Here is a 21,979-nt window from a genome sequence, read left to right as displayed (position 1 = left end):
TATCTTCAATTATGTAAAATCTGGAGAAGCCGTCCTTCGCCTCCACCCGAACAAATGCTAATCTGCCGTTATTTTTCCGGTTTTTTCTATTTTATCTCTACCATCATGCAAAAAAAATCCCCTGCGCAATGCACAGGGGACTCTGCAAATTATCTTCCGGACCTATTTCTTAGGCGCGGCCGCTTTCGGCTGCGGCGTCACATTCAACAGTTCTAGATCAAAGCGAAGCACAGAATTCGGCGGAATCGGGCCTGAACCATCCGGTCCGTAACCAAGAGCCGAAGGGATCAGCAAAATTCCTTTTTCTCCTTTTGACATGCCGATCAGACCTTCGTCCCAGCCTGGAATTACCATTCCGGTACCTACGTTAAACTCAAACGGGTTACCATCACGGCCGGGCTGCTGCGAGCCGTCAAATACCGTGCCGTCAAGCAAAGTTCCTTTGTAGTGTACGGTAATTTTGTCACCGGCTGCCGGCTTCGCCCCTTCTCCGGGCTTTGTCACAATATAGTAGAGACCGGAAGCACTTCTGGTCGCCTTGCCGGTCAGGCTTGAATCGGCGAGGTATTTTTTAATAATCTCCTCGTCAAGTCCTTTTTGTTTTTCAACGTCTTCAGCCCGCGTTTTCTGAAATTCTTCCGGGGTTTGCGCATTTAACAATTTAACACGGAACACCAGGTCCGATCCTTTCTTGATAATAGGGGGAAGCGGTTGGTGCATCTTGGCGAACATGCTATCGGCATTCACGTAAAAAGTGGCGCTGTCACCAACTGAAAGCATACCAAGCCCTTCTTCAAAGCTTCCTTTGAATTCCGGCTGCTGGTACATCATCCTGATCGGGTTCTTGCTCTTGTAGGTGTCGTTCAACACTGAATCTTCGCTGTTTTTCAGCACCAGGTGAAAAGAAACCACGTCACCCACTTTCACCTGACGTCCACCGTCTTTATGTTCGTGCAGCTGGTATTTCAAACCACTTTCGGTAACCTTTGTCTTATATTTGTCACAACCGACCAAGGCCAGAGCAGCGAATAAAAATACGACAGATGTAGCTTTTAAAGTCATTATTATTTTAAGATAAGTATACGTTTTTGGCGATTGTTTTGAAAACGGTATCAGATGGCTAAAAAAAATAGTCCGGGTGCAAATAATCCCGGGCTACTTCTTCACAGCATTGAGCTGCTCCTGATAGTGCGGCAAAATTCCTAAAAATTTTTCAATTGTTGCCGATAAACTTAAATTACTTCTTCCGCCTGAAGCATTTTTATGCCCCCCGCCTTCAAAATGTGCGTGTGCAAGCTCTCTCACCGAGAAATCGGCTACGGACCGGAACGATATTTTAACTTCGTTATTCCTTTCGATGAATAAGGCAGTCATCACGACTCCCTCAATCTGAAGGCCATAATTCACAATACCGTCGGTATCCCCGGTGTTAGACTGGAAATCTTCCAGCGTTTTATGGGTGAGCGTCATAAAAGACGTCCGGTACTCGGGTAGTACCCGGATAGTCGACAGCGAATGTCCCAGCAAATGGAGGCGCGAGAGCGGGCTATTGTCAAAAATCAGCCGGTGCACCTTGTCCACCTCAATCTGATACTGCATGAGGTCGGCTACCAGCAGGTGAACTTCCCGGGTGGTATTGTTGTGCCTGAAAGATCCCGTATCCGTCATTATCCCGGCGTAAAGGCACTCCGCTATTTCAGTATCCATGAGGCTTTCGTCCCACTCCCGGATGCACCGGTAGATAATTTGCGCCGTAGCCGCGGCCGTCACATCCGAAACCAGGAAAGTTGCAAAAGGCTCGGGGTCCAAATGGTGATCAATTACCAGGACAGGCGCTTTGCTCCTGGTAATAAACGGCGCCAGGTCCTTCAACCGCCCTATCGAAGAGAAGTCCAGACATGAGATCCATTCTGCGGAATTGATCGCCTGGATACTTTCGGCCCGTCCTCCCTTCCGGTCTTCAAAATTCAGCACGTCAGCGCTGCCGGTCATCCATTTCAGGTTTTCAGGGATTTCAGTCGGGCTGATAACGATCACCGTATGGCCCAGCTTTTTCAGAAAGGCCGCCCATGCCAGCGAAGACCCCATGGCATCTGCATCCGGGTCCCGGTGCATGGTAACCACCACCCGGGCCGGTCTTTGTAATAAATGTCTTACGACATCAGTAAGGTAAGCCACAAAATTTCAACTTTAGATTTGAGCACCCGCAAAGCTACGAAACCCCGCCGGTATCCTTATATTTTCACCTGGGTTACTCTGAAATCCCCTCCAGGGCAAACAGGAAGGCATATTCAAGGGCAACTTCTTTCAGGTAATCAAATCTCCCGGATGCCCCTCCATGCCCGAATTCCATATTGGTCTTAAAAAGAATAAGATGATCGCCCGTCCGGGTTTCTCTGAGCTTGGCCACCCACTTCGCCGGCTCGAAATACTGGACCTGGCTATCATGCAATCCCGTGGTGACCAACAGGTGGGGATAATTCAGAGGCCGAATGTTTTCGTAAGGCGAATAACTTTTGATATAAAAATAGGCGTCTTTCTCCTTAGGATTCCCCCATTCATCAAATTCGTTCGTTGTAAGGGGGATGCTCTCATCCAGCATGGTATTCACTACATCTACAAAAGGGACATCGGCAATCACCCCGTTCCACAGTTCCGGTTCCTGGTTGATAACCGCGCCCATCAACAAGCCGCCGGCGCTTCCGCCCTGCGCGTACAGATGTGCCGGCGTTGTATATTTTTGTTCGACCAGGAAATGCGCACAATCAATAAAATCGTTGAACGTATTTTTTTTGTTCATCATTTTACCTTCCTCGTACCAGTAGCGCCCCATTTCCTCACCACCCCTGATGTGCGCAATCGCAAATGCGAAACCGCGGTTCAGCAGGCTCAGCCGGCTGCTGCTGAAACCCGCGTCCATGCTAAGCCCGTATGAGCCATAGGCGTACAACAGAAGCGGTGCATTGCCGTCTTTTTTAAACCCTTTTTTATATACCACCGAAATCGGCACCTTTTTGCCATCCCGCGAGGTAGCATACAAGCGTTCGGTTTCGTAGTCGGAGGCGTTATAACCGCCGAGCACCTCCTGCTGTTTTTTCAGCTCCTTTTTACGGCTCAGCATGTCATAGTCGTAGGTGGAATTCGGGGTGGTCATGGAAGTATAATGATAGCGCAGGCCGGCGCTCGCATAGTCCGGGTTAGCACCGGTATAAGCATCATAGGTCGGCTCGCCGAAATCGAGGTAATGGTCGTCTCCGCTCACCCGGTTGATGACCCGTAACTGCACCAACCCGTTTTTCCGCTCCGACAACACCAGGAACCCTTTGAACACGTCCACTTCCGACAAGAGCACTTCCGCGCGATGCGGAACGACTTCCTTCCATTCCGTAAACTCCGTCTTGTCCAGCGGGCACTCCATGAGCCTGAAATTCTTTGCATTCCAATTTGTAAGGATCAGGAACCGGTCTTCAAGCGGGGTGATGCTATAAAGGACATCTTTCCTGCGCGCGGTGAATCGTTTGAAATCCCCGGCAGGACGGTTGGCATCCAGGTAATAATATTCGGACGACAGGGTTCCCGACGAACCGATCACAATGTGATTGCCCTCCTTCGACTTACTCACGCCGATGTAGTTCGTATTGTCCTTTTCGTGGTAAACCGTAACATCGTCAGCAGCCCCGCTGCCCAGAACGTGGCGCTTTATTTTCTCGCTCAAAAGCGTTTCAGCATTTTTCGAGGTATAAAAAAGCGTTTTGTTATCGTTTGCCCAGGCTGACCCGCCAGAGGTATTTTCAATGCTTTCCGGAAAAATCTCCCCGGTTTCTATATTTTTGATGTAAAGCGTATACTGACGCCTGGAAACCGTATCCACGCCGAAGGCCATGAGACGGTTGTCAGGGCTTACATTGAACCCGGTCGCAGCGTAATAGGCGTGCCCCTCGGCCATTTTGTCTACGTCTGCCAGTACCTCTTCTTTTGCATCGAGCGAGCCTTTCTTACGGCAATATTTGAAATATTGTTTCCCGTCTTCAGTTCTCGAATAATAGTAATACCCGTTTTTGAATACCGGGACACTTTCATCTGTTTCCTTGATTCTGCCCTTCAATTCTTTGAAGAGGCTGGCCTGGAAGTCCGCGGTCCCGGCCATCATTTTCTCCAGGTAGGCATTCTCGGCTTCCAGGTAATCTGTTACTTTACTGCTATCCGGTCCCTTTTTAAAAAAATCGATCATCCAGTAATAGTTGTCGGTCACGGTATCTCCGTGAATCGTGCGGATGTGAGGGATTTTCTCGGCTACGGGCGCGGCAACTCCTTCCGGCCATTGATGCGGTTTTCTATTCATTTTGGGAGATTGATTACACGCTGCGGCGGCTATAAGCAGCACCGGCAGCCAGACACGGGTTTTCATATATAATTAAGGTGTGAGTATTCAGCGGTCAGTTAGCCGGAGGATCAGGCCACACCCGGTAACCGGTTTCTGTCCGCCGGACCGATTTCCGACTTCCGATTTCCGACTCCCGATTTCCGGTCACTACCACTGTTTTTGGTTTGGCACGAATCGGGACAAAAATAGACACATTTCAGGTTGAAATGAATGCATCGTTCCGAGTTTTATATTCTTTATAAATAAAGCTTTCCCCATTTGAGAGCTTACCCAAATTAAGTAGTATTGAAGTTTCAAAACAGCCCGTTCCCGTTATCTGTAAGTGGCTCTATTAGGAATGAAGCCGGGAAAAAATTAGCAAACAAGCTTAACAAATATCACAAAGATGACCAAAATCAACAGGAGGGAAGTCATGATCAGGCTTTCCGCGGTATTAGGGGTAGCTTTTACCGCCCCGCTGCAAGCCGGCGTTCTGGGCGAAAAGATATACTCCGGACCTTCCGCACCCGTTACTCCGCTACAGGAAAAACTGGTTGCTGAAGTGGCCGATGTAATCATTCCGGCTACTTCGACCCCCGGCGCGAAAGCCGCCGGCGTTGAAAATTTCATTTTACGGGTAATCCGCGACTGTTACGTTCCGAAAGACCAGGAAGCATTTTTCGCAGGACTGGACCGGCTCGACAAAAACGCGGTCAGCAGATTTGGAAAAGCCTTTTCGGCATTGTCGGCTGATCAGAAAAACACAATTGTGAGCGATGCGGTGACCGGTGATAAAGATTTTTTCCAGCTCCTGAAAAGCCTGACGATCACCGGTTATTTTACTTCGGAAGTTGGCGCGACACAGGCCCTTGACTACCTGCCGGTTCCAGGCCGTTTTGAGGGGTCTTACCCTTTAAAGCCCGACCAAAAGGCATGGGCGCTATAGAGGCGGCCTTCCTTTTTCAAAACTGTGCGCATTGTTACCACTCCAAGAATATCAACCATGTACCTGAATATTGACGCAATAAAAGACATTACCTATGACGCTATTGTCATTGGCTCCGGAGTCTCGGGCGGATGGGCCGCCAAAGAGCTCACAGAAAAGGGTTTGAAAGTTCTGATGCTTGAAAGAGGCAAGCCTCTTGAGCATGTGAGCGGCTACGAAAACGCCCTGAAAGCCCCCTGGGAAAAGAAATACAACGGGCGGCTTACCATTCGGCAAAAAGAAACGCATCCGTTCCTGTCGCGGGACTATCCCTACAATGAGATGACCGAAAAGTACTGGATGAACGACATGGAGGCCCCCTACGAAGAAAAAAAACGGTTCGACTGGTTCCGGCCGGACATCGTAGGCGGGAAATCAATCATGTGGGGCCGGCAGTCCTACCGCTGGAGCGATCTTGATTTTGAAGCGAACCTGAAAGACGGCATTGCCATTGACTGGCCCATTCGCTACAAAGACATTGCACCCTGGTACAGCTACGTTGAGAAGCATGTCGGCATCTCAGGAGAAAAACTGGGCCTTCCACAGCTTCCCGACAGCGAATTTCTACCGCCAATGGACATGTACTATGTCGAAAAGGAGGTAAGAAAAAGGCTTGAAAAAGAATTTCCGGGCCGTACCATGACCATCGGCAGGGTGGCCAACCTTTCAAAGGCTTCGAAAATTCAGCTGGATCAGGGAAGGGCTTCCTGCCAGTATCGTAACTTGTGCTCTCTGGGCTGCCCTTACGGCGCTTATTTCAGCACACAATCCAGTACCCTGCCGGCGGCCGTCAAAACAGGTCGTCTCACGCTGCGTCCGAACAGTATGGTGAGCAGCATTATTTATGACAACGGATCGCAACGCGCGAAAGGCGTAAAGGTGGTCGATACGCAAACCCTGGAAGAGCGCGAATTCTTTTCTAAAATCGTGTTCGTATGCGGCGGAGCCATCGGGTCTACGGTAACGCTCCTGAACTCTACCTCCAGCCGTTTCCCGAACGGGCTTGGCAACGACTCCGGGGAACTCGGTCACAACCTGATGGACCACCATTTCAGAACCGGCGCAAGCGGCACCTGGGAAGGCGGAGCGGATACCTATTATTTTGGAAGGCGCGCCAACGGCATTTACATTCCGCGCTACCGTAACTTTGGAAATGACAAGCGGGACTACCTGCGGGGCTTCGGTTTCCAGGGAGGCGGCAGCCGTTCCGGCTGGCAACGCAACATAGCGGAGCATGCTTTCGGCGCAGAGCTGAAAGAAGCGCTGACCAAACCGGGAAGCTGGTCCATTGGCTTCGGCGGGTTTGGCGAAACCCTTCCCTACCATGAAAACCACATGTACCTCAACAAGGATAAGAAAGACAAATTCGGGATTCCGACCGTAGTATTCGACGCCGATCTGAGGGAAAACGAGCACAAGATGCGCCAGGATATGAAAAACGACGCGGCCGAAATGCTGGAGCGGTCCGGGGTGAAGAATGTGCGTACTTATGACAACGGGTCTTACCTGGGAATGGCGATTCATGAAATGGGCACCGCGCGCATGGGCCGGGATCCAAAAACATCCGTTCTCAACGCATTTAACCAGGTTCACGCCGTTAAAAACGTATTCGTTACGGACGGGGCATCGATGACCTCGGCGTCATGCGTGAACCCGTCGCTTACCTACATGGCGCTGACTGCCCGGGCAGCCGATCATGCTGTGAAGGAATTAAAGCGCAAAAATCTTTAAACCGGCAATTCTGAAGCCGCCGGTCAGGCGGCTTCAGAATTTGTTTCATCACGAAACGCCCCGGTTATACCGGCTTACCTGCATTTCGTTTTAGTATTTCCCATGAACAAATGTGTATTCCTCGACCGCGATGGCGTCCTTAACCAGGACCTGGATGGGTATTTGTACCAAACTCACCTGGTCCGCTTCCCCGAAGGCGTCAGGGAAGGTCTTTCTCAACTGAAGCAGGCCGGCTTCCTGCTCATTGTGATCACCAACCAGGCCGGAATTTCAAAAGGGCTTTACGGTCCGGAAGAAGTCAGGCAGGTACACGACTTTCTGAATACCGCTTACGGAAATGTCCTGGATGATCTTTACTTTGCTCCCGAGCACGAGGCTTTCACAACCCGCTCACTGAGCCGTAAACCCGGTTCGTTACTCATTGAACGCGCTATGGCCCGGTATCGTATTGACCCGCGCCTGTCATGGATGATCGGCGATCAGGAACGCGATGTTACTGCAGGAAATAAGGCTGGGGTAAAAACAATATTAATTAAAAATACTGCCGTAGCCACCGAGGCGGACCTACGCGTAGCGGACTTCAGCTCAGCAGTAAAAGCGATCCTGGAGGGTGGGTATTAAACCCGCTGTGCCACTCCTTCAGCAGGAGCCTTGGGCGCGCTGCTATAGGCCGGGCAAGTCTTCCTTGAACAAGCGCCAAGCGCAAGCAAACCGCCCAAAGTAAGTAGCAAAAAAGCCTTTTTCATCGTCTGGGTTCTGTCTGATGAGAACAATATTCCAATACTAACGTTTTATTTTTGAATTAGTTGCCTTTTTTCGGCTTTTTTTGCCACAGCCCCTTTCTCCTCAACCTCCGCGACTTCCTCCGGGCGCGGCTCTTCCTGCAGCTTTTCCATCTTCTTTTCCACAAAGGCCCGGTCCCGGCCATAGCCTAAAATCTTCAGCATCGATTCACTGTCCTGGGCATCGGCAAAAACGCGCGTTACAATTGCTCCCTCCTCGTCCCGGTCGATCAGCACATGCTTGGGAGCGGGTATCAGGCAATGCTGAATGCCCCCGTAGCCGCCCAACGATTCCTGGTAGGCACCTGTGTGAAAGAATCCGATATATTGGGTCTCATCTTCCGTGAAAATGGGCAGGTACAGATCGGAACTGTGCATTTCCGTGTTGTAAAAATCCTGAGAATCGCAGGTGAGTCCGCCAAGATTAACCTTTTGATAAGGGTTGTCCCAGTTGTTGATCGGCATCATGATATACTTCTGGTTCATTCCCCACGAATCCGGCAGATGCGTAATAAAAGAGCCGTCAATCATGTACCACAGCTCCTTATCGTTCTGAAGTTTCTTATCAATCACCTTGTACATTACGGCGCCGCTCTCCCCGACCGTGTAACTCCCGAACTCGGTGAATATGTGTGGCACCGGTACATTGTTCTTGTTGCAGATCCACTGGATATTCTCCACAATTTCGTCCACCATCTGCTGGTAGTCATAGTTGGAAGTCAGCGATGTCTGAATGGGCAGACCACCACCGATATCGATAGAATCGAGTTCGGGGCAAATCTTTTGCATTTCGCAATACTTGAACATGAAACGGGTAAGCTCGCTCCAGTAGTAGGCGCTGTCTTTAATGCCTGTATTGATAAAGAAATGAAGCATTTTGAGGTTAAACCTCGGGTTAGGCTTGATTTTTTCCTTATACAGATCCAGCACATCGTTATAGCGAATGCCCAGCCTCGAAGTATAGAAAGCAAAATTCGGCTCCTCGTCCGTAGCGATCCTGATCCCGAAATTAACCGTTTCGGCATTCGTCAACTGCTCGTAGGACTCAATTTCCTTAAGGTTGTCGAGAATCGGTATGGCATTGAAGCCCTCGTTAATCAGCTCGCTCAGGTATTGGGTATAAAGCGGGCGTTTGAAACCGTTCGCCAGGATATAAGTCGACTTGGTGATGTGCCCCGTCCGGTACAGCTCCCTGATAATGGGTATATCATAGGACGAAGACGTTTCAATATGGATGTTATGTTTCAGCGCTTCCTCCAGTACGAAGCTGAAGTGAGACGATTTTGTACAATAACAATACGTATAGGTACCCTTGTAGTTATGCCGCTTGAAGGCATTCCGAAAAAACATCCGGGCATTTTCTATGTGCTCCCCTATTTTTGGCAGGTAAGTCAGTTTCAAAGGTGTGCCATGCTCGTTGATAATATCCATCAACGGTACATTATTGAACAAAAGCTGATTGTCCTCCACATTGAACTCCATAGTGGGAAACTCAAATGACTGCTGGATCAGATCAATGTAACTTTTCATCGCTTGCTTAACAACTATTTAACAATACCCTTCAGCCGGCTACCTCACCGCTGATACCTCTCTCATACACCCGGTAAACCTCATGCGCCACCTGTCTAAAAAAGAGCACGAAATTCAAGATAAATACCAAATTTTACAAACAACAGTTCCCTTACTTTTCGTCAATTTTCAGGGCAATGGGACGGGGGCGACCGGAGGGCTGAAATCAAGAGTCAAAAATCTGAAACCGGGAAGCGGTTTAACCAATTTCCCGGGGAGGCTGATTTTCCGCTTCCGATTTCGGGTCACTCCGTAATCACATAAAAACCATCATAAAGTACAATTAATGAACCAAACCAACTACGAGCGTTCGCAAGCCGGCTACAAAAGGAAGTACCGTCAGCTCAATCAAAAAAGGGCTTGTCATAGGACAAGAAATCACGCATAAACCTTGTAAAGAACAAAATAATATGAAAACTTTGTAGGCTGAAAAACCGAAAGGACTTCTTACCGAACCACAAAAAATACAACAAATTAACTTACCATGTCACTAACGAACTTCCTTTACCGAGGTTTCAGAACCCGGTAAGCGCCGCCCGGCATCATTGTTTTCTTTTGCATTTCCAAAACCCTGGTTAAGTGGCAACCGAGGCGAGTACGTTGTGCATACAGATTTCCTGCCTGTTCAAAACACTGCTTCAGGTAAATTAAATTATTATGAAATAGCCGTAAGGTGTGAGGGAGGAGGTGTGAGGTGTCGGGTTAACGATAGCACCCCGGCCGGTAATAAAAACCGGTCATACCCAATATCAACCCCGCTCCCGGCTCACGTCTCATGGCTCAAACCTCTTTATACACATGAAACACCTTCTTTACCGCCTTTTTCCCTTAGCGATATTACTCGTATGGGTCGGGAAGGCCGAGGCCCAGGACGCCTTTTCGCTGGAAGAAGCGGTTCAATATGCGGTTCAGAAAAACCTGAACGTCAAAAACTCGCAATTGGACGCCATCTCGGCCGAGGCCAGGATCGGGGAAACCAAGGCAATTGGCCTGCCCCAGTTGTCTGCCAACTTCGGGTATACCAACAACCTGATTATCCAGCGTTTCTTTGTGCCGGCCAGCACCTTTAACCCATCTGCTCCCGAAGGTTCTCCTCCCGTTGCGATGGAATTCGGGATCCGGAATACAGGTATGGCCAGCGCCACGCTCAACCAGCTGCTTTTCAACGGATCTTACTTCGTCGGACTGAAAGCGGCCGCCACCTATCGCGAACTCGCGCAAAAGAATGCGGTCCAATCAGCGGTCAAAGTATCCGAAGCAGTTCACAAAGCCTATTATTCCGTACAGGTCGCCCAACAGCAGGCCCAGATCCTGGACCTTAACATCAGCCGGCTCGACACAATGCTCCATGAAACAAAGGCTTTGAACCAGAGCGGCTTCGTGGAAAGAATTGACGTAGACCGTATTGAAGTGCAGCGTAACAACCTGCTTGCCGAGAAACAGAAAGTCACCAACCTGATCGACCTGAGCAAGGCCCTGCTGAAATTCCAGATGGGGATGCCCCAGGAATCGCAGATTATGCTGACAGACAGCCTGGACCCCGCCCTCAACCTGGAAGAATTCAGGGCGCTTGTCAAAGACGGGGAACAGCCGGTTTACTCGAAACGAATCGAGCATTCTCTGCTGGCAACGCAGGGAAAGCTGGCCGAGCTGGATATAAAAAACGTCAGGAGCGGCTATCTGCCGGTGGCAACCGCCTCGCTCGGATACGGGTATAACGCGGGGCAAAATACGTTTGGCAGCCTGATAACCAAAAAATGGTTTAACAACGCTGCATTCAATTTCAACCTGCAAATTCCGATTTTCGACGGCCGGTCCAAGCATTTCCAGTTGCAGCAGAAAAAGGTAGCGCTCGAGCAAATCCAGAACAACTCCCGCCTGCTGGAGCAGTCGATTGACCTGGAAGCAAAGCAGGCAAGCGTCAACATATCGAACGCATTGGAAACGCTCGGTACGCACCAGCGCAATATCGACCTCGCCAAAGAGGTGGTACGGGTATCCAAAATCAAATACCAGGAAGGCGTAGGTTCGAACATCGAGGTAATCAATGCCGAATCGTCGCTGAAAGAAGCCCAAACCAATTTCTTCGCTGCTCTCTACGATTTGCTGATTTCCAAAGTCGATCTGCAAAAAGCGCTTGGCGAACTCTATCACGAAACCAAATAATAACCGGTTCTGCAAAGAACTGAAACACTCTAACTCCATGAGACTTATGTCACGTTCAGCTATATTCATGATACCGGTTGTCGCTTTGATGGCAAGCTGCGGCTCACCAAAAAAAGAAGGACTTGAAGGTAAAAAAGAAGAATTGACCGACCTGAAAACGAAGCGTGGCGAGCTTGAACAGCAGATCAAAACGCTCGAAGCCGAGATTGCGAAGCTCGACACCACCAAGCGGTCGGAAAACAAGGTGAAGCTCGTTACGGTTTCGCCGCTTTCCGCACAGCAGTTCAAGCACTACATCGATGTACAGGGAAGTATTGACGCCAAGAACAGCGTACTGGTAACCCCTAAAACCCCCGGCGCGGTTACGGCTGTACTGGTAAAAGAAGGTGACGCCGTGCGTGTCGGGAGTGTAATTGCCCGGGTAGACGACAGCATTCTAAAAGAAAGCCTGGAAGAGCTGAAAACCCAGCTCACACTGGTGAACACCTTGTACGAAAAGCAAAAGTCACTTTGGGACCAGAAAATCGGGACGGAGATCCAGTACCTCCAGGCAAAAAACAACAAAGAAGCCCTGGAAAAAAAGCTGGCTACACTCAACACTCAACTCTCGCAGTCTACTATTGTCTCGCCAATCAGCGGTACAATTGATCAGGTCAATATCCGGGTAGGCGAAATGGCCCAGCCGGGTGTAGGGGTTGTACGGGTAGTGAACCTGGGAAATCTGAAGGTATCCGCCAAAATAGCCGATACGTTTGTCGCCAGCGTAAAGAGAGGAAACGAAGTGATTGTGAAGTTCCCTGACCTGCAGCGCGAGTACACTGCCAAAGTCACTTTTGTGAGCACTACTGTTGACCCGCTTACCCGTACATTCACCATAGAAGCCGACCTCCCGAACAGCAAAGACCTCAAGCCTAATATGATGGCACAGGTACAGGTCAATGACGTAACCAGGAAAGACGCACTGGTCGTTGATCAGAACTTCGTACAAAGCACAGAAAAAGGAAAGGTGGTTTTCGTGGTAAACCAGCAGGGAAATACCAGGACAGCTTCTGCGCGAATTGTAGAAACAGGCCTGAACTACGACGGGAAGATAGAAATCCTGAGCGGGCTGGCCGCCGGCGATCTGGTGATTACACAAGGTTACCAGGAAGTCGTAGACGGACAGGCCGTGTCCTACTAGACCCCTGCCCTAACCTGAAAAACCCATCAAAATCTTGAAAATTCTATGAAATTCAACGAATATAAAACCTTGGGGTTCACCAATTGGTGCGTAGAAAACAGGACGACCATCTATATTTTTACGTTCATCATCACCCTGGCAGGTTTTATGGTTTACAGCAACCTGCCGAAGGAACAGTTTCCGGACATCAAAATTCCCCAGATCTACATCAATACGGTATACTTTGGTACTGCTCCTGCAGATATAGAGAATACCATTAACAAACCGATTGAAAAGCAGCTTAAATCGCTGAATGGCGTTAAAAGAATAAAGTCCAACGCCCTGCAGGACGTTTCTGTGATTCTTGTCGAGTTTACGCCGAACGTAGAAGTCGAAGACGCCTTGCAGCGTGTTCGCGACGCCATTGACAAAGCGAAAAGTGACTTGCCGCAGAACCTGGATACAGGCCCCACCGCTCAGGATGTAAACTTCTCGGAATTCCCGATCATGAACGTCAACATGGCGGGTAATTTCTCTCTGAAGCAACTCAAAGAATTTGCCGAAGACCTGCAGGACGGGATCGAAGCACTTCCCGAAATTACCCGGGTTGACATTCTCGGCGCGCTGAACCGTGAAATCCAGATCAACGTCAACCTGCCCCGGATGCAGGCTGCCGGCTTGTCGTTCTATGACATTCAGTCGGCGCTGCAAGGTGAAAACATCAACATCTCCGGTGGCGAGCTGAACGTGCATGGCGTACGTCGTACGGTACGCGTGAAAGGCGAGTATACCAACGTGGTAGATATGGCCAATATGCGCATCCGCACCGCCACCGGCGCAGTAGTCAGGCTGGGCGACGTAGCCGAAGTAATCGACAGCTTTGAAGAGCAGCAGGATTTTGCCAGGCTCGACGGCAAGTCGGTCGTTACACTGAACGTGATCAAAAGGTCGGGCGAAAACCTGGTAGATGCCTCCGATAAAATCCAGGAGATTATCGAAGAATACAAGGAAAACCGGTTTCCGGCAGGGCTTGATATTAAGATTACTGCCGACCAGTCGGTGCAGACACGCGCCGACATCCACGATCTGATCAATACCGTAATCCTCGGCTTTATCTTCGTGGTGTTTGTACTGATGTTCTTCATGGGGGTACGCGATGCTATCTTCGTTGCTATGGCCGTTCCGCTTTCCGCATTGGTCGCATTTGTATTGATGCCAATCGTAGGTCCTGTTTTCGGAACGAGCTTTACCCTTAATACCATCGTACTTTTCGCCTTTCTGCTGGGGATCGGCCTTGTGGTAGACGATGCCATCGTGGTAATAGAAAACACGCACCGGCTCTTCAACGATCACAAGGAATGGACCATTCAACAGGCTGTAAAAGCTGCTGCCGGGGAGGTTTTTGTACCCGTTTTATCAGGTACGCTAACGACCATCGCGCCGTTTGTGCCGCTTTTATTCTGGGTGGGAATCGTGGGTGAATTCATGAAATTCATGCCGCTTACCCTGATTATTACCCTGGGCGCATCACTTTTTGTGGCCTACGTGATGAACCCTGTTTTCGCAGTTTCCTTCATGGGCAGGCATGCGGAAGAAAAAGCAAACTATGACTACAGTTTCAAGAGCATCAGAAGGGCTATTGTCATCATGGGTGTCGCGGCGCTCCTCGGCTACCTGATCGACCGCGGGATAGGTAACTTCATGGTTTTCCTGATCGTCCTGTTCCTGTTCAACCATTACCTGCTGACGCCGAAAGTATTGCTCCCCTTCCAGGAGAAATTGCTTCCGGCTTTGAAAAATGGTTACGGAAAGCTGATCACCTGGCTCCTGGTAGGATGGAGACCCGTATTTGCGATTGTGGGAATGTTGGGATTATTCATAGTCACCTTCATCATCGTATCTATCGCCAAGCCTGAGGTTGTCTTCTTCCCCAGCGGAGACCCCGACTACGTCTATATCTATAACAAGATGCCTGTCGGTACCGACGCGCGCGTGACAGACTCGCTCACCAAAATTATTGAAACGCGGGTATTTGACGTACTGGAAAAAGAGGATGCCATGAGCATCGTCAACTCGGTAATAGCCAACGTCGGTAAAAACGCCGGTGACCCTTACAACCCGGACCGGTCTGCCACTCCGCACAAATCCAAAGTGACCGTAGCTTTTGTGTACGGCACGGAACGCGGCGGAAAATCGACCCAGGTGATCCTGAACAAAATCCGTGAATCGCTTTCCAATATTCCGGGAACCGAAATATCCGTCGAAAGGGAATCGACCGGTCCGCCGACCGGGAAGCCCATTTCCATCGAAATTACTGGGGACGACTTCGTAGTCCTGCAAAAGCTGGAAAAGGATGTTATGGCGCGGATCAGCGAATCAGGCATTGAAGGTATCGACCAGCTGCGTTCCGACCTGGTTACGAACAAGCCCGAAGTGATTATTGATATTGACCGGGAAAAGGCACAACGCGAAGGCATAAGCTCGCAGCAGGTGGCGATGGCCATCCGGACCAGCCTTTTCGGTCTTGAGATCTCTAAATTCCGGGACGATAAAGACGAATATCCCATTATGCTTCGCCTGGAAAAGGCCGACAGGGATCACATTGAGAAGCTGATGAGCCTGAATGTGGTATACCGTGATATGAATATGGGCGGCGCATTGCGGCAAATTCCGATCACATCGGTGGCCAACATTCGTTATTCCACAACATTCAGCCAGATCAACCGGAAAGACCAGCGAAGAATCATCACACTGGGTTCCGATGTGGTGCCGGGTTATAATGCCAACATTATCGTGGGCCAGATCAATCAATTGATTTCCAACATGGAAATCCCGAACGGCTACGTGATTTCTATGGGCGGTGAACAAGAGGAGCAGGCCGAATCGATGGCATTTCTCGGAACGGCATTTCTGGGCGCAATTCTCCTGATTTACCTGATCCTGGCTACTCAATTCAACTCGGTAGTGAAACCTTTCATTATTTTCTTCACAATTTTGCTTTCGCTGATCGGTGTCTTCCTGGGTTTTGTGATTTTCGACAAAACCTTCTCGATTATTATGTCGGGGGTGGGGATAATCGCGCTTGCCGGGATTGTGGTAAAGAACGGGATTCTACTGATTGAATTCATTGACGAGCTTCGGGACCGGGGTGTGCCCATGCGGGAAGCCGTAATCGAAGGCGGATCTATCCGGCTTACGCCGGTATTGCTGACCGCTTCGGCGGCAGTGCTCGGGCTAATCCCGCTGGCATTCGGGATCACGATTGACTTCGTGGGGCTGTTCCGCGATCTTTCACCGCACCTGATCATAGGCGGTCCGAGCGCCGTTTTCTGGAATATCCTCGCCTGGACCATCATTTTCGGGTTAACTTTTTCTACCATCCTCACGCTTGTTCTGGTACCTTGTATGTACTACCTCAACGAGAAAATCCGTGACAAATGGTTCAGGAAGAAGCCTGAGATGGCTTAATTGATCCGGTACACCAAAAAAGCCCCGGTCGCCTGTGCGACCGGGGCTTTTTTAAACCCTGTCGGAGAACTCTTTCTCAGTGAAAGAAATCTTTCATTTTTTCAAAGAAATTCTTCTCATTCTTGCCCGGTTTCGGGGCAAAATTGGCCGAATCACGTAATTTCTCAAGCATAGCCTTCTCTTCCGCCGACATGGTTTGCGGAGTCCAGATACTTACGTGAACCAGCTGGTCACCTTTTGCATAACCATTCAGGTCTTTGATTCCTTTGCCTTTAAGGCGGAGAATTTTACCCGATTGCGTGCCTGCCTCTATGTTGATTCTGGCTTTGCCGTCAATAGTGGGGATTTCCAGGGTGGTACCGAGCGATGCATCCGCGAAGTTGAGGTGCAAGTCAAAGACTACGTTGTTCCCGTCGCGTTTCAGCATTTCGTCTTCCTCTTCGTCAATCACGATGAGCAGATCTCCGGGAATTCCGCCACGCACAGGAGCATTTCCTTTGCCTGACATTGACAACTGCATCCCCTCGCCTACTCCGCCCGGGATATTCAGCGTAATCATGTCGTCCTGCATCAGGCGTCCTTCACCGGCACAGGATTCGCACCTTTCCTTCACAATCTTCCCCTCACCGGCGCAGGTCGGGCAGGTGCTGGTAGACACCATCTGCCCCATAATGGTATTGACCACCTTACGCACCTGGCCTGAGCCATTACAGGTGGTACAATTGGAGAGGCTGGTTCCACCCTTAGCCCCGTTTCCGGAGCAGGTATTACAGCTTACATAGCGTTTTACCTTTATCTTTTTCTCGACGCCATTTGCCACTTCCTTAAGATTCAGTTTCAATTTGATCCTCAAGTCAGTTCCTTTCCTCCTCCGCTGGCCTCCGCCGCCAAAAATATCACCGAACGGACTTCCTCCGCCGCCAAAAATATCGCCAAACTGGGAGAAAATATCCTCCATCGTGAAGCCACCGCCAAAACCGCCGGCTCCGGCTCCGCCGTTCATCCCTGCATGACCGAACTGGTCATAACGCTGGCGCTTTCCTTCATCACTCAGCACACTGTACGCTTCGGCAGCTTCCTTGAATTTCTCTTCGGCTTCTGCGTCTCCCGGGTTTTTATCAGGATGAAACTTGAAGGCCAGCCCCCGATAGGCTTTTTTAATCTCGTCGGCGGTGGCGGACTTGCTCACTCCGAGTACTTCGTAGTAATCTCTTTTCTTCGACATATTTAAAGACGTTCAGACACGCTATACCCCTACCACTACTTTGGCGTAGCGAATCACCTTGTCATTAAGGAAATATCCTTTTTCAAGGACCTCGATAACCCTCCCTTTCTGATCTTCGGAAGGAGCCGGGAATTGCGCAACTGACTCATGCAGATCGGCGTCAAACGGCTCCCCTTTGGCTTCCATCGGCTTGAGACCCTCGCTTTCAAGCGTACGGAGAAGCTTGGAATAGATCAATTCGATCCCCTCTTTCACGGCATCCAAACCTTCTCCCTGTCCTTCAAACGCCGCCCGCGCTCTTTCAAAATCATCCACAACCGGAAGCAATGATTTCAGCAAACCGGCATTTGCGGTAGAAATCAATTCGAGGCGTTCCCTTGAGGTACGCTTCCGGAAATTTTCAAACTCAGCATACAAACGCAGGTACTTGTCTTTAACCTCGCCGATCTCCTGTCTGGCTTCTTCAAGCGGATCTGCTTCGGCGTTTTGCTCTGTCGTCCCCTCGCTCTGTTCGCCGGACGTGTTGTCAGATACTTCTTCGGAGCCTCCGGCACCAGGATTCAGCTCCTCCTCGTTTACCTTATTTTCAGCCATAATTGTCTCACTAAAACTATTTTTTCAATTCGTATCTACTGTTAAAAATCTTTGCCAGCGCTTTTTAACTGACAACTTGACACAAAATTGTAACTTTGAGTCATGACGGTCGACGATCTCACGCAACAGCAACGCAGCATCCGGGTAAAGGAACTGGCGCAATCCGTCGGTTTCGACGCCTGCGGGATCTCGCGGGCAGGCTTCCTTGAAAAAGAGGCTCCCCGCCTCGAAAAATGGCTGCGTGAGAAGAAGCATGGCGCCATGTCCTGGATGGAGAACCATTTCGACAAAAGACTTGACCCTACCAGGCTCGTCGAAGGCTCAAGGTCGGTCATTTCCGTTTTGCTGAATTATTTCCCTGAAAAACCCCTTCCTTCGGAACCCGCCGACTACAAAATTTCGAAATATGCCTACGGCGAAGATTATCATTTTGTCCTGAAAGACAAGCTGAAACAACTGGTAGAGCTCCTGCGGGAAAATTTCGGCACCGTTGAGGGGCGCGCATTTGTCGACTCCGCGCCGGTTATGGATAAGGCCTGGGCGGAACGCGGGGGACTCGGCTGGATAGGTAAGCATACCAACCTGATTACGAAGCAAAGCGGCAGTTTTTTCTTTATCGGGGAACTGATCGTTGACCTGGCGCTGTGGCCCGACCAGGCCATCGGGGATTTTTGCGGCACCTGCACCCGCTGCATCGACGCTTGCCCTACCGATGCCATTGAGGCGCCCTATGTGGTGAACGGGAGCAAATGTATCAGCTATTTCACCATCGAGCTGAAAGACGCCATACCTGATGAAGTCAGCGGTCAGTTTGCTAACTGGGTGTTCGGCTGCGACATCTGCCAGGATGTTTGTCCGTGGAACAGGTTCTCCCGGCCGCACAGCGAGCCGCTCTTTCACCTGAACCCCCAGCTCAGCCAGTTCAGCAAGTCCGATTGGGAAGAAATCTCGGAAGAAGTGTTCCGGGAAGTTTTCAGACGATCACCTGTAAAACGCGCCAAACTGGAAGGCTTGAAAAGAAACATCGCCTTCGTCAGGGAAAAGAAAAACCGGTGACCGCTGTTTGCAACTGCCGGATCACGGTCTGTGACCCGGTCCGGCTAATTTTCCTGTAATTCCAGTTTAAGGAAATGCCCGGTGTAACTGCCTTTTTTCCTGGCAACCTCTTCGGGAGTACCGCTTGCAATCACCCGCCCCCCCTGGCTCCCCCCTTCGGGCCCCATGTCAATGATATAGTCGGCGACTTTGATTACGTCCAGGTTATGCTCGATAATCAACACCGTATTCCCTTTCTCAACCAATTGCTCAATCACCTGCAAAAGCTGGCTGATATCACGGAAATGCAGCCCGGTAGTAGGCTCATCCAGAATGTAAAGTGTACTTCCGGTATCTCTTTTTGACAGCTCTTCGGCAAGTTTGACACGCTGCGCCTCACCTCCGGACAGCGTAGTGGCATGCTGGCCCAGGGTAATGTAGCCCAACCCCACATCAAACAGGGTTTTCACCTTTCTCAATATCCGCGGGTGATTCTCAAAAAAATCCAATGAGGCCTCTACCGTCATATCCAGCACGTCGGCAATCGACTTGCCCTTGTACCTTACTTCCAGCGTTTCGCGGTTGAACCGCTTTCCCTTACAGGTTTCACAGGCCACATGTACATCGGGAAGAAAGTCCATCTCGATACGCTTCATACCGGCGCCTTCACAATCTTCGCAACGCCCGCCCTTCACATTAAAGGAAAACCGGCCGGGTTTGTAGCCGCGGATTTTAGCCTCAGGCAGTTCGGAGAATAAAGTCCTGATTTCGGAAAACAAGTTGGTATAAGTTGCCGGGTTGGAGCGCGGCGTGCGGCCAATCGGCGACTGGTCTACTTCAATTACTTTATCGATATTTTCCAAACCCGTGATGCTCTTATAGGGCAGCGCCTCACGCCGGGAACGGTAGAAATGCTTGCTGATCAGCGGGTGCAGGGTCTCATGGATGAGCGAAGACTTTCCGCTGCCGCTCACGCCGGTAACACAGATAATTGTCCCCAGCGGCAGACTGATATCGACATTTTTGAGATTATGCCCGGTACTGCCTTTCAGTTCCAGGAACTTACCATTTCCTTTTCGCCGGGTCGCCGGCACCCTGATCTGGTCCGAACCGTTGAGGTAGCGGGCGGTGAGCGAGCCGTTGGCGATAAATTCCGTCGGGGTACCCGTTCCGACGACCTGGCCGCCATGACGACCTGCCCCGGGGCCTATGTCGAGGATATAGTCGGATGCAAGCATCATGTCCTTATCGTGCTCTACCACAAGCACGGTATTCCCGATATCGCGCAGATTTTTCAGCGACTCGATCAGCTTGACATTGTCCCGCTGATGCAGGCCGATACTCGGCTCGTCCATGATATACAGTACTCCCGTCAGCTGGGTACCAATCTGGGTAGCGAGCCGGATCCGCTGGGCCTCACCCCCGGAAAGCGTTTTCAGCGCCCGGTTGAGCGTGAGGTACCCCAACCCGATGTCCAGCAAAAAGCCGGTTCTTTTCCTGATTTCTTTCAGTACTTCATGTGCAATCGTACGCTGCCGGTCCGACATCCGGTCTTCCAGCCCAGTCATCCAGGCGGAAAGCTCGCTTACGTCCATGTCGGAGAGCTCCGAGATGTTTTTGCCGTCAATCTTGAAGAAAAGAGATTCTTTTTTCAGCCGTGCGCCGTGACATTCGGGGCATTCGGTTACCACGAGGAAATCTTTCAGCCAGTCCTGAATTTTATCAGACCCGGTTTCCTGCTGCTTTCTCAAAAAACTGATAATTCCTTCAAATTTGGTATCCCAATCGGTTCCGGGGTACTTTTTTGACGGCACCGGTATCGGGTCCTGGCTGCCATGCAGGATCATGTCAATAATTTCCTGCGGGAATTTGGAAAGCGCAGTAGTCAGGTTCAGCTTGTGCGGCTTAAGAAGGGCCTCCAGCTGCTTGAAAATCCAGGCGTCACGGTACTCGCCCAAGGGCGCGATACCACCCCGGCTAATGGTCAGGGTCTTGTCGGGAATAACGGATTCTTCGGTTATTTCTTCGGTAAGACCGAGTCCCTGGCAAACCGGGCACCAGCCATAGGGTGAATTAAAAGAGAAATTGTTAGGCGCCGGGTCGTCATAGCTAATGCCGGACTCGGGGTCCATCAGGTTTTGGGAAAAATAATGAACTTCCTGGTGGTCATCCAGGAGCATCAGCGCTCCCTTCCCGTGTTTAAAGGCAATATCAAGCGACTTACCTAAACGATAGCGGTCTTCTTCCTTCGGGATCACCCGGTCTATTACAATTTCCACGTCGTGAATCTTGTACCGGTCAAGCTGCATTTTGGGCACAATATCCTGCACTTCGCCGTCAACACGCACCTTGTTAAACCCAAGGCGCGCAATCTGGACAAACAACTCGCGGTAGTGGCCCTTCCGGCCTTTCACAACCGGTGCAAGCAGGGTCACTTTCCTGCCGTTGTATTGCTGCAGAAGATGACTTACGATCTGATCCTGCGACTGCTTGACCATTTTCCGGCCGGTGACGTAGGAAAACGCTTCACCGGCGCGGGCGAAGAGGAGCCTTAGAAAGTCATAGATTTCGGTGACAGTCCCTACCGTTGAACGGGGGTTCCGTGAAGTCGTCTTCTGCTCGATGCTGATTACCGGCGAAAGCCCCTCGATTTTATCCACGTCGGGCCGTTCCATCTCGCCGATAAAACCCCTTGCATAAGCCGAAAAGCTTTCCATGTACCGCCGCTGCCCTTCCGCGTAAATCGTGTCAAACGCAAGAGACGATTTTCCGCTTCCGCTGATACCGGTCACCACTACCAGCTTGTTGCGGGGGATCGTCACATCGATATTTTTCAAATTATGTTCCCGTGCTCCCTGAACTACTATCTGTTCATGACCGGTAAGCTCTATGTCGTTCAAAA

At 50.4% G+C, this 21,979-nt stretch carries 14 protein-coding genes; 7 read left to right on the top strand and 7 right to left on the bottom strand.

Translation table 11 applies throughout. From position 1 onward, the window contains the following. Nucleotides 1-162 precede the first annotated feature (162 nt). From ABD852_RS07665 to ABD852_RS07655, 3 genes are all read right to left on the bottom strand, one after another. On the bottom strand, nucleotides 163-1,062 hold the full coding sequence (locus tag ABD852_RS07665) for an FKBP-type peptidyl-prolyl cis-trans isomerase (protein ID WP_345027654.1): 900 nt from the start codon (nucleotides 1,060-1,062) through the stop codon (nucleotides 163-165). A gap of 93 nt (nucleotides 1,063-1,155) precedes the next feature. Beyond that, nucleotides 1,156-2,178, bottom strand: a complete 1,023-nt coding sequence (locus ABD852_RS07660; RefSeq protein WP_345027652.1) for a DHH family phosphoesterase — start codon at nucleotides 2,176-2,178, stop codon at nucleotides 1,156-1,158. 73 nt (nucleotides 2,179-2,251) lie between these two features. After that, nucleotides 2,252-4,408 (bottom strand): S9 family peptidase, encoded by a 2,157-nt coding sequence (locus ABD852_RS07655; protein ID WP_345027651.1) that lies wholly within the window; start codon nucleotides 4,406-4,408, stop codon nucleotides 2,252-2,254. Between the two features lie 361 nt (nucleotides 4,409-4,769). On the opposite strand from ABD852_RS07655, the gene ABD852_RS07650 reads away from it, so the two are divergent. The 3 genes from ABD852_RS07650 (at nucleotide 4,770) to ABD852_RS07640 (ending at nucleotide 7,700) form a co-directional block, all read left to right on the top strand. After that, nucleotides 4,770-5,309, top strand: coding sequence for a gluconate 2-dehydrogenase subunit 3 family protein (locus tag ABD852_RS07650; protein WP_345027650.1), 540 nt, complete (start codon nucleotides 4,770-4,772; stop codon nucleotides 5,307-5,309). Between the two features lie 57 nt (nucleotides 5,310-5,366). Further along, the gene (locus tag ABD852_RS07645; protein WP_345027649.1) at nucleotides 5,367-7,079 is read left to right on the top strand and encodes a GMC oxidoreductase; all 1,713 of its coding nucleotides are present in this window, start codon (nucleotides 5,367-5,369) and stop codon (nucleotides 7,077-7,079) included. 102 nt (nucleotides 7,080-7,181) lie between these two features. Further along, nucleotides 7,182-7,700 (top strand): D-glycero-alpha-D-manno-heptose-1,7-bisphosphate 7-phosphatase, encoded by a 519-nt coding sequence (locus ABD852_RS07640; protein WP_345027648.1) that lies wholly within the window; start codon nucleotides 7,182-7,184, stop codon nucleotides 7,698-7,700. Nucleotides 7,701-7,870: 170 nt separating this feature from the next. Here ABD852_RS07640 and ABD852_RS07635 read toward each other — a convergent pair whose 3' ends face one another. Continuing rightward, nucleotides 7,871-9,391, bottom strand: coding sequence for a type III PLP-dependent enzyme domain-containing protein (locus ABD852_RS07635; protein WP_345027647.1), 1,521 nt, complete (start codon nucleotides 9,389-9,391; stop codon nucleotides 7,871-7,873). A gap of 837 nt (nucleotides 9,392-10,228) precedes the next feature. On the opposite strand from ABD852_RS07635, the gene ABD852_RS07630 reads away from it, so the two are divergent. The 3 genes from ABD852_RS07630 to ABD852_RS07620 are packed head-to-tail and all read left to right on the top strand — an operon-like array spanning nucleotide 10,229 to nucleotide 16,223. Continuing rightward, nucleotides 10,229-11,596, top strand: a complete 1,368-nt coding sequence (locus ABD852_RS07630) for a TolC family protein (RefSeq protein WP_345027646.1) — start codon at nucleotides 10,229-10,231, stop codon at nucleotides 11,594-11,596. A gap of 46 nt (nucleotides 11,597-11,642) precedes the next feature. After that, nucleotides 11,643-12,776: an efflux RND transporter periplasmic adaptor subunit gene (locus tag ABD852_RS07625; protein ID WP_345027645.1), complete on the top strand. Its 1,134-nt coding sequence runs from the start codon at nucleotides 11,643-11,645 to the stop codon at nucleotides 12,774-12,776. A 45-nt stretch (nucleotides 12,777-12,821) separates the two neighbouring features. Continuing rightward, nucleotides 12,822-16,223, top strand: a complete 3,402-nt coding sequence (locus ABD852_RS07620) for an efflux RND transporter permease subunit (protein WP_345027644.1) — start codon at nucleotides 12,822-12,824, stop codon at nucleotides 16,221-16,223. A gap of 76 nt (nucleotides 16,224-16,299) precedes the next feature. On the opposite strand, the gene dnaJ is transcribed toward ABD852_RS07620, so the two are convergent. Then, nucleotides 16,300-17,448 (bottom strand): molecular chaperone DnaJ, encoded by a 1,149-nt coding sequence (gene dnaJ / locus ABD852_RS07615; protein WP_345027643.1) that lies wholly within the window; start codon nucleotides 17,446-17,448, stop codon nucleotides 16,300-16,302. A 21-nt stretch (nucleotides 17,449-17,469) separates the two neighbouring features. Beyond that, nucleotides 17,470-18,042 carry a nucleotide exchange factor GrpE gene (locus ABD852_RS07610; protein ID WP_345027642.1) on the bottom strand — a complete coding sequence of 191 codons (573 nt, stop codon included), beginning with the start codon at nucleotides 18,040-18,042 and terminating at the stop codon, nucleotides 17,470-17,472. A 102-nt stretch (nucleotides 18,043-18,144) separates the two neighbouring features. Here ABD852_RS07610 and queG point away from each other — a divergent pair, with 102 nt between their 5' ends. Further along, nucleotides 18,145-19,098: a tRNA epoxyqueuosine(34) reductase QueG gene (queG, locus tag ABD852_RS07605; RefSeq protein WP_345027640.1), complete on the top strand. Its 954-nt coding sequence runs from the start codon at nucleotides 18,145-18,147 to the stop codon at nucleotides 19,096-19,098. 44 nt (nucleotides 19,099-19,142) lie between these two features. Here the strand turns inward: queG and uvrA are convergent, their stop codons facing one another. Beyond that, nucleotides 19,143-21,977 (bottom strand): excinuclease ABC subunit UvrA, encoded by a 2,835-nt coding sequence (gene uvrA / locus ABD852_RS07600; protein WP_345027639.1) that lies wholly within the window; start codon nucleotides 21,975-21,977, stop codon nucleotides 19,143-19,145. Between the last annotated feature and the right edge of the window lie 2 nt (nucleotides 21,978-21,979).

This window comes from Ravibacter arvi (genome assembly GCF_039540405.1).
Taxonomy (GTDB): Bacteria; Bacteroidota; Bacteroidia; order Cytophagales; family Spirosomataceae; genus Ravibacter; species Ravibacter arvi.
The sequence above is the reverse complement of the archived record's forward strand: the minus strand, read 5'-3'. Positions and strand labels throughout refer to the sequence as shown.

Excerpts from the sequence above, each read along its gene's own strand:
- ABD852_RS07665 (WP_345027654.1), bottom strand. The coding sequence starts at position 1,062 with ATGACTTTAAAAGCTACATCTGTCGTATTTTTATTCGCTGCTCTGGCC.
- ABD852_RS07655 (WP_345027651.1), bottom strand. The coding sequence starts at position 4,408 with ATGAAAACCCGTGTCTGGCTGCCGGTGCTGCTTATAGCCGCCGCAGCG.
- ABD852_RS07650 (WP_345027650.1), top strand. The coding sequence starts at position 4,770 with ATGACCAAAATCAACAGGAGGGAAGTCATGATCAGGCTTTCCGCGGTA.
- ABD852_RS07645 (WP_345027649.1), top strand. The coding sequence starts at position 5,367 with ATGTACCTGAATATTGACGCAATAAAAGACATTACCTATGACGCTATT.
- ABD852_RS07640 (WP_345027648.1), top strand. The coding sequence starts at position 7,182 with ATGAACAAATGTGTATTCCTCGACCGCGATGGCGTCCTTAACCAGGAC.
- ABD852_RS07635 (WP_345027647.1), bottom strand. The coding sequence starts at position 9,391 with ATGAAAAGTTACATTGATCTGATCCAGCAGTCATTTGAGTTTCCCACT.
- ABD852_RS07630 (WP_345027646.1), top strand. The coding sequence starts at position 10,229 with ATGAAACACCTTCTTTACCGCCTTTTTCCCTTAGCGATATTACTCGTA.
- ABD852_RS07625 (WP_345027645.1), top strand. The coding sequence starts at position 11,643 with ATGTCACGTTCAGCTATATTCATGATACCGGTTGTCGCTTTGATGGCA.
- ABD852_RS07620 (WP_345027644.1), top strand. The coding sequence starts at position 12,822 with ATGAAATTCAACGAATATAAAACCTTGGGGTTCACCAATTGGTGCGTA.
- dnaJ (WP_345027643.1), bottom strand. The coding sequence starts at position 17,448 with ATGTCGAAGAAAAGAGATTACTACGAAGTACTCGGAGTGAGCAAGTCC.
- ABD852_RS07610 (WP_345027642.1), bottom strand. The coding sequence starts at position 18,042 with ATGGCTGAAAATAAGGTAAACGAGGAGGAGCTGAATCCTGGTGCCGGA.
- queG (WP_345027640.1), top strand. The coding sequence starts at position 18,145 with ATGACGGTCGACGATCTCACGCAACAGCAACGCAGCATCCGGGTAAAG.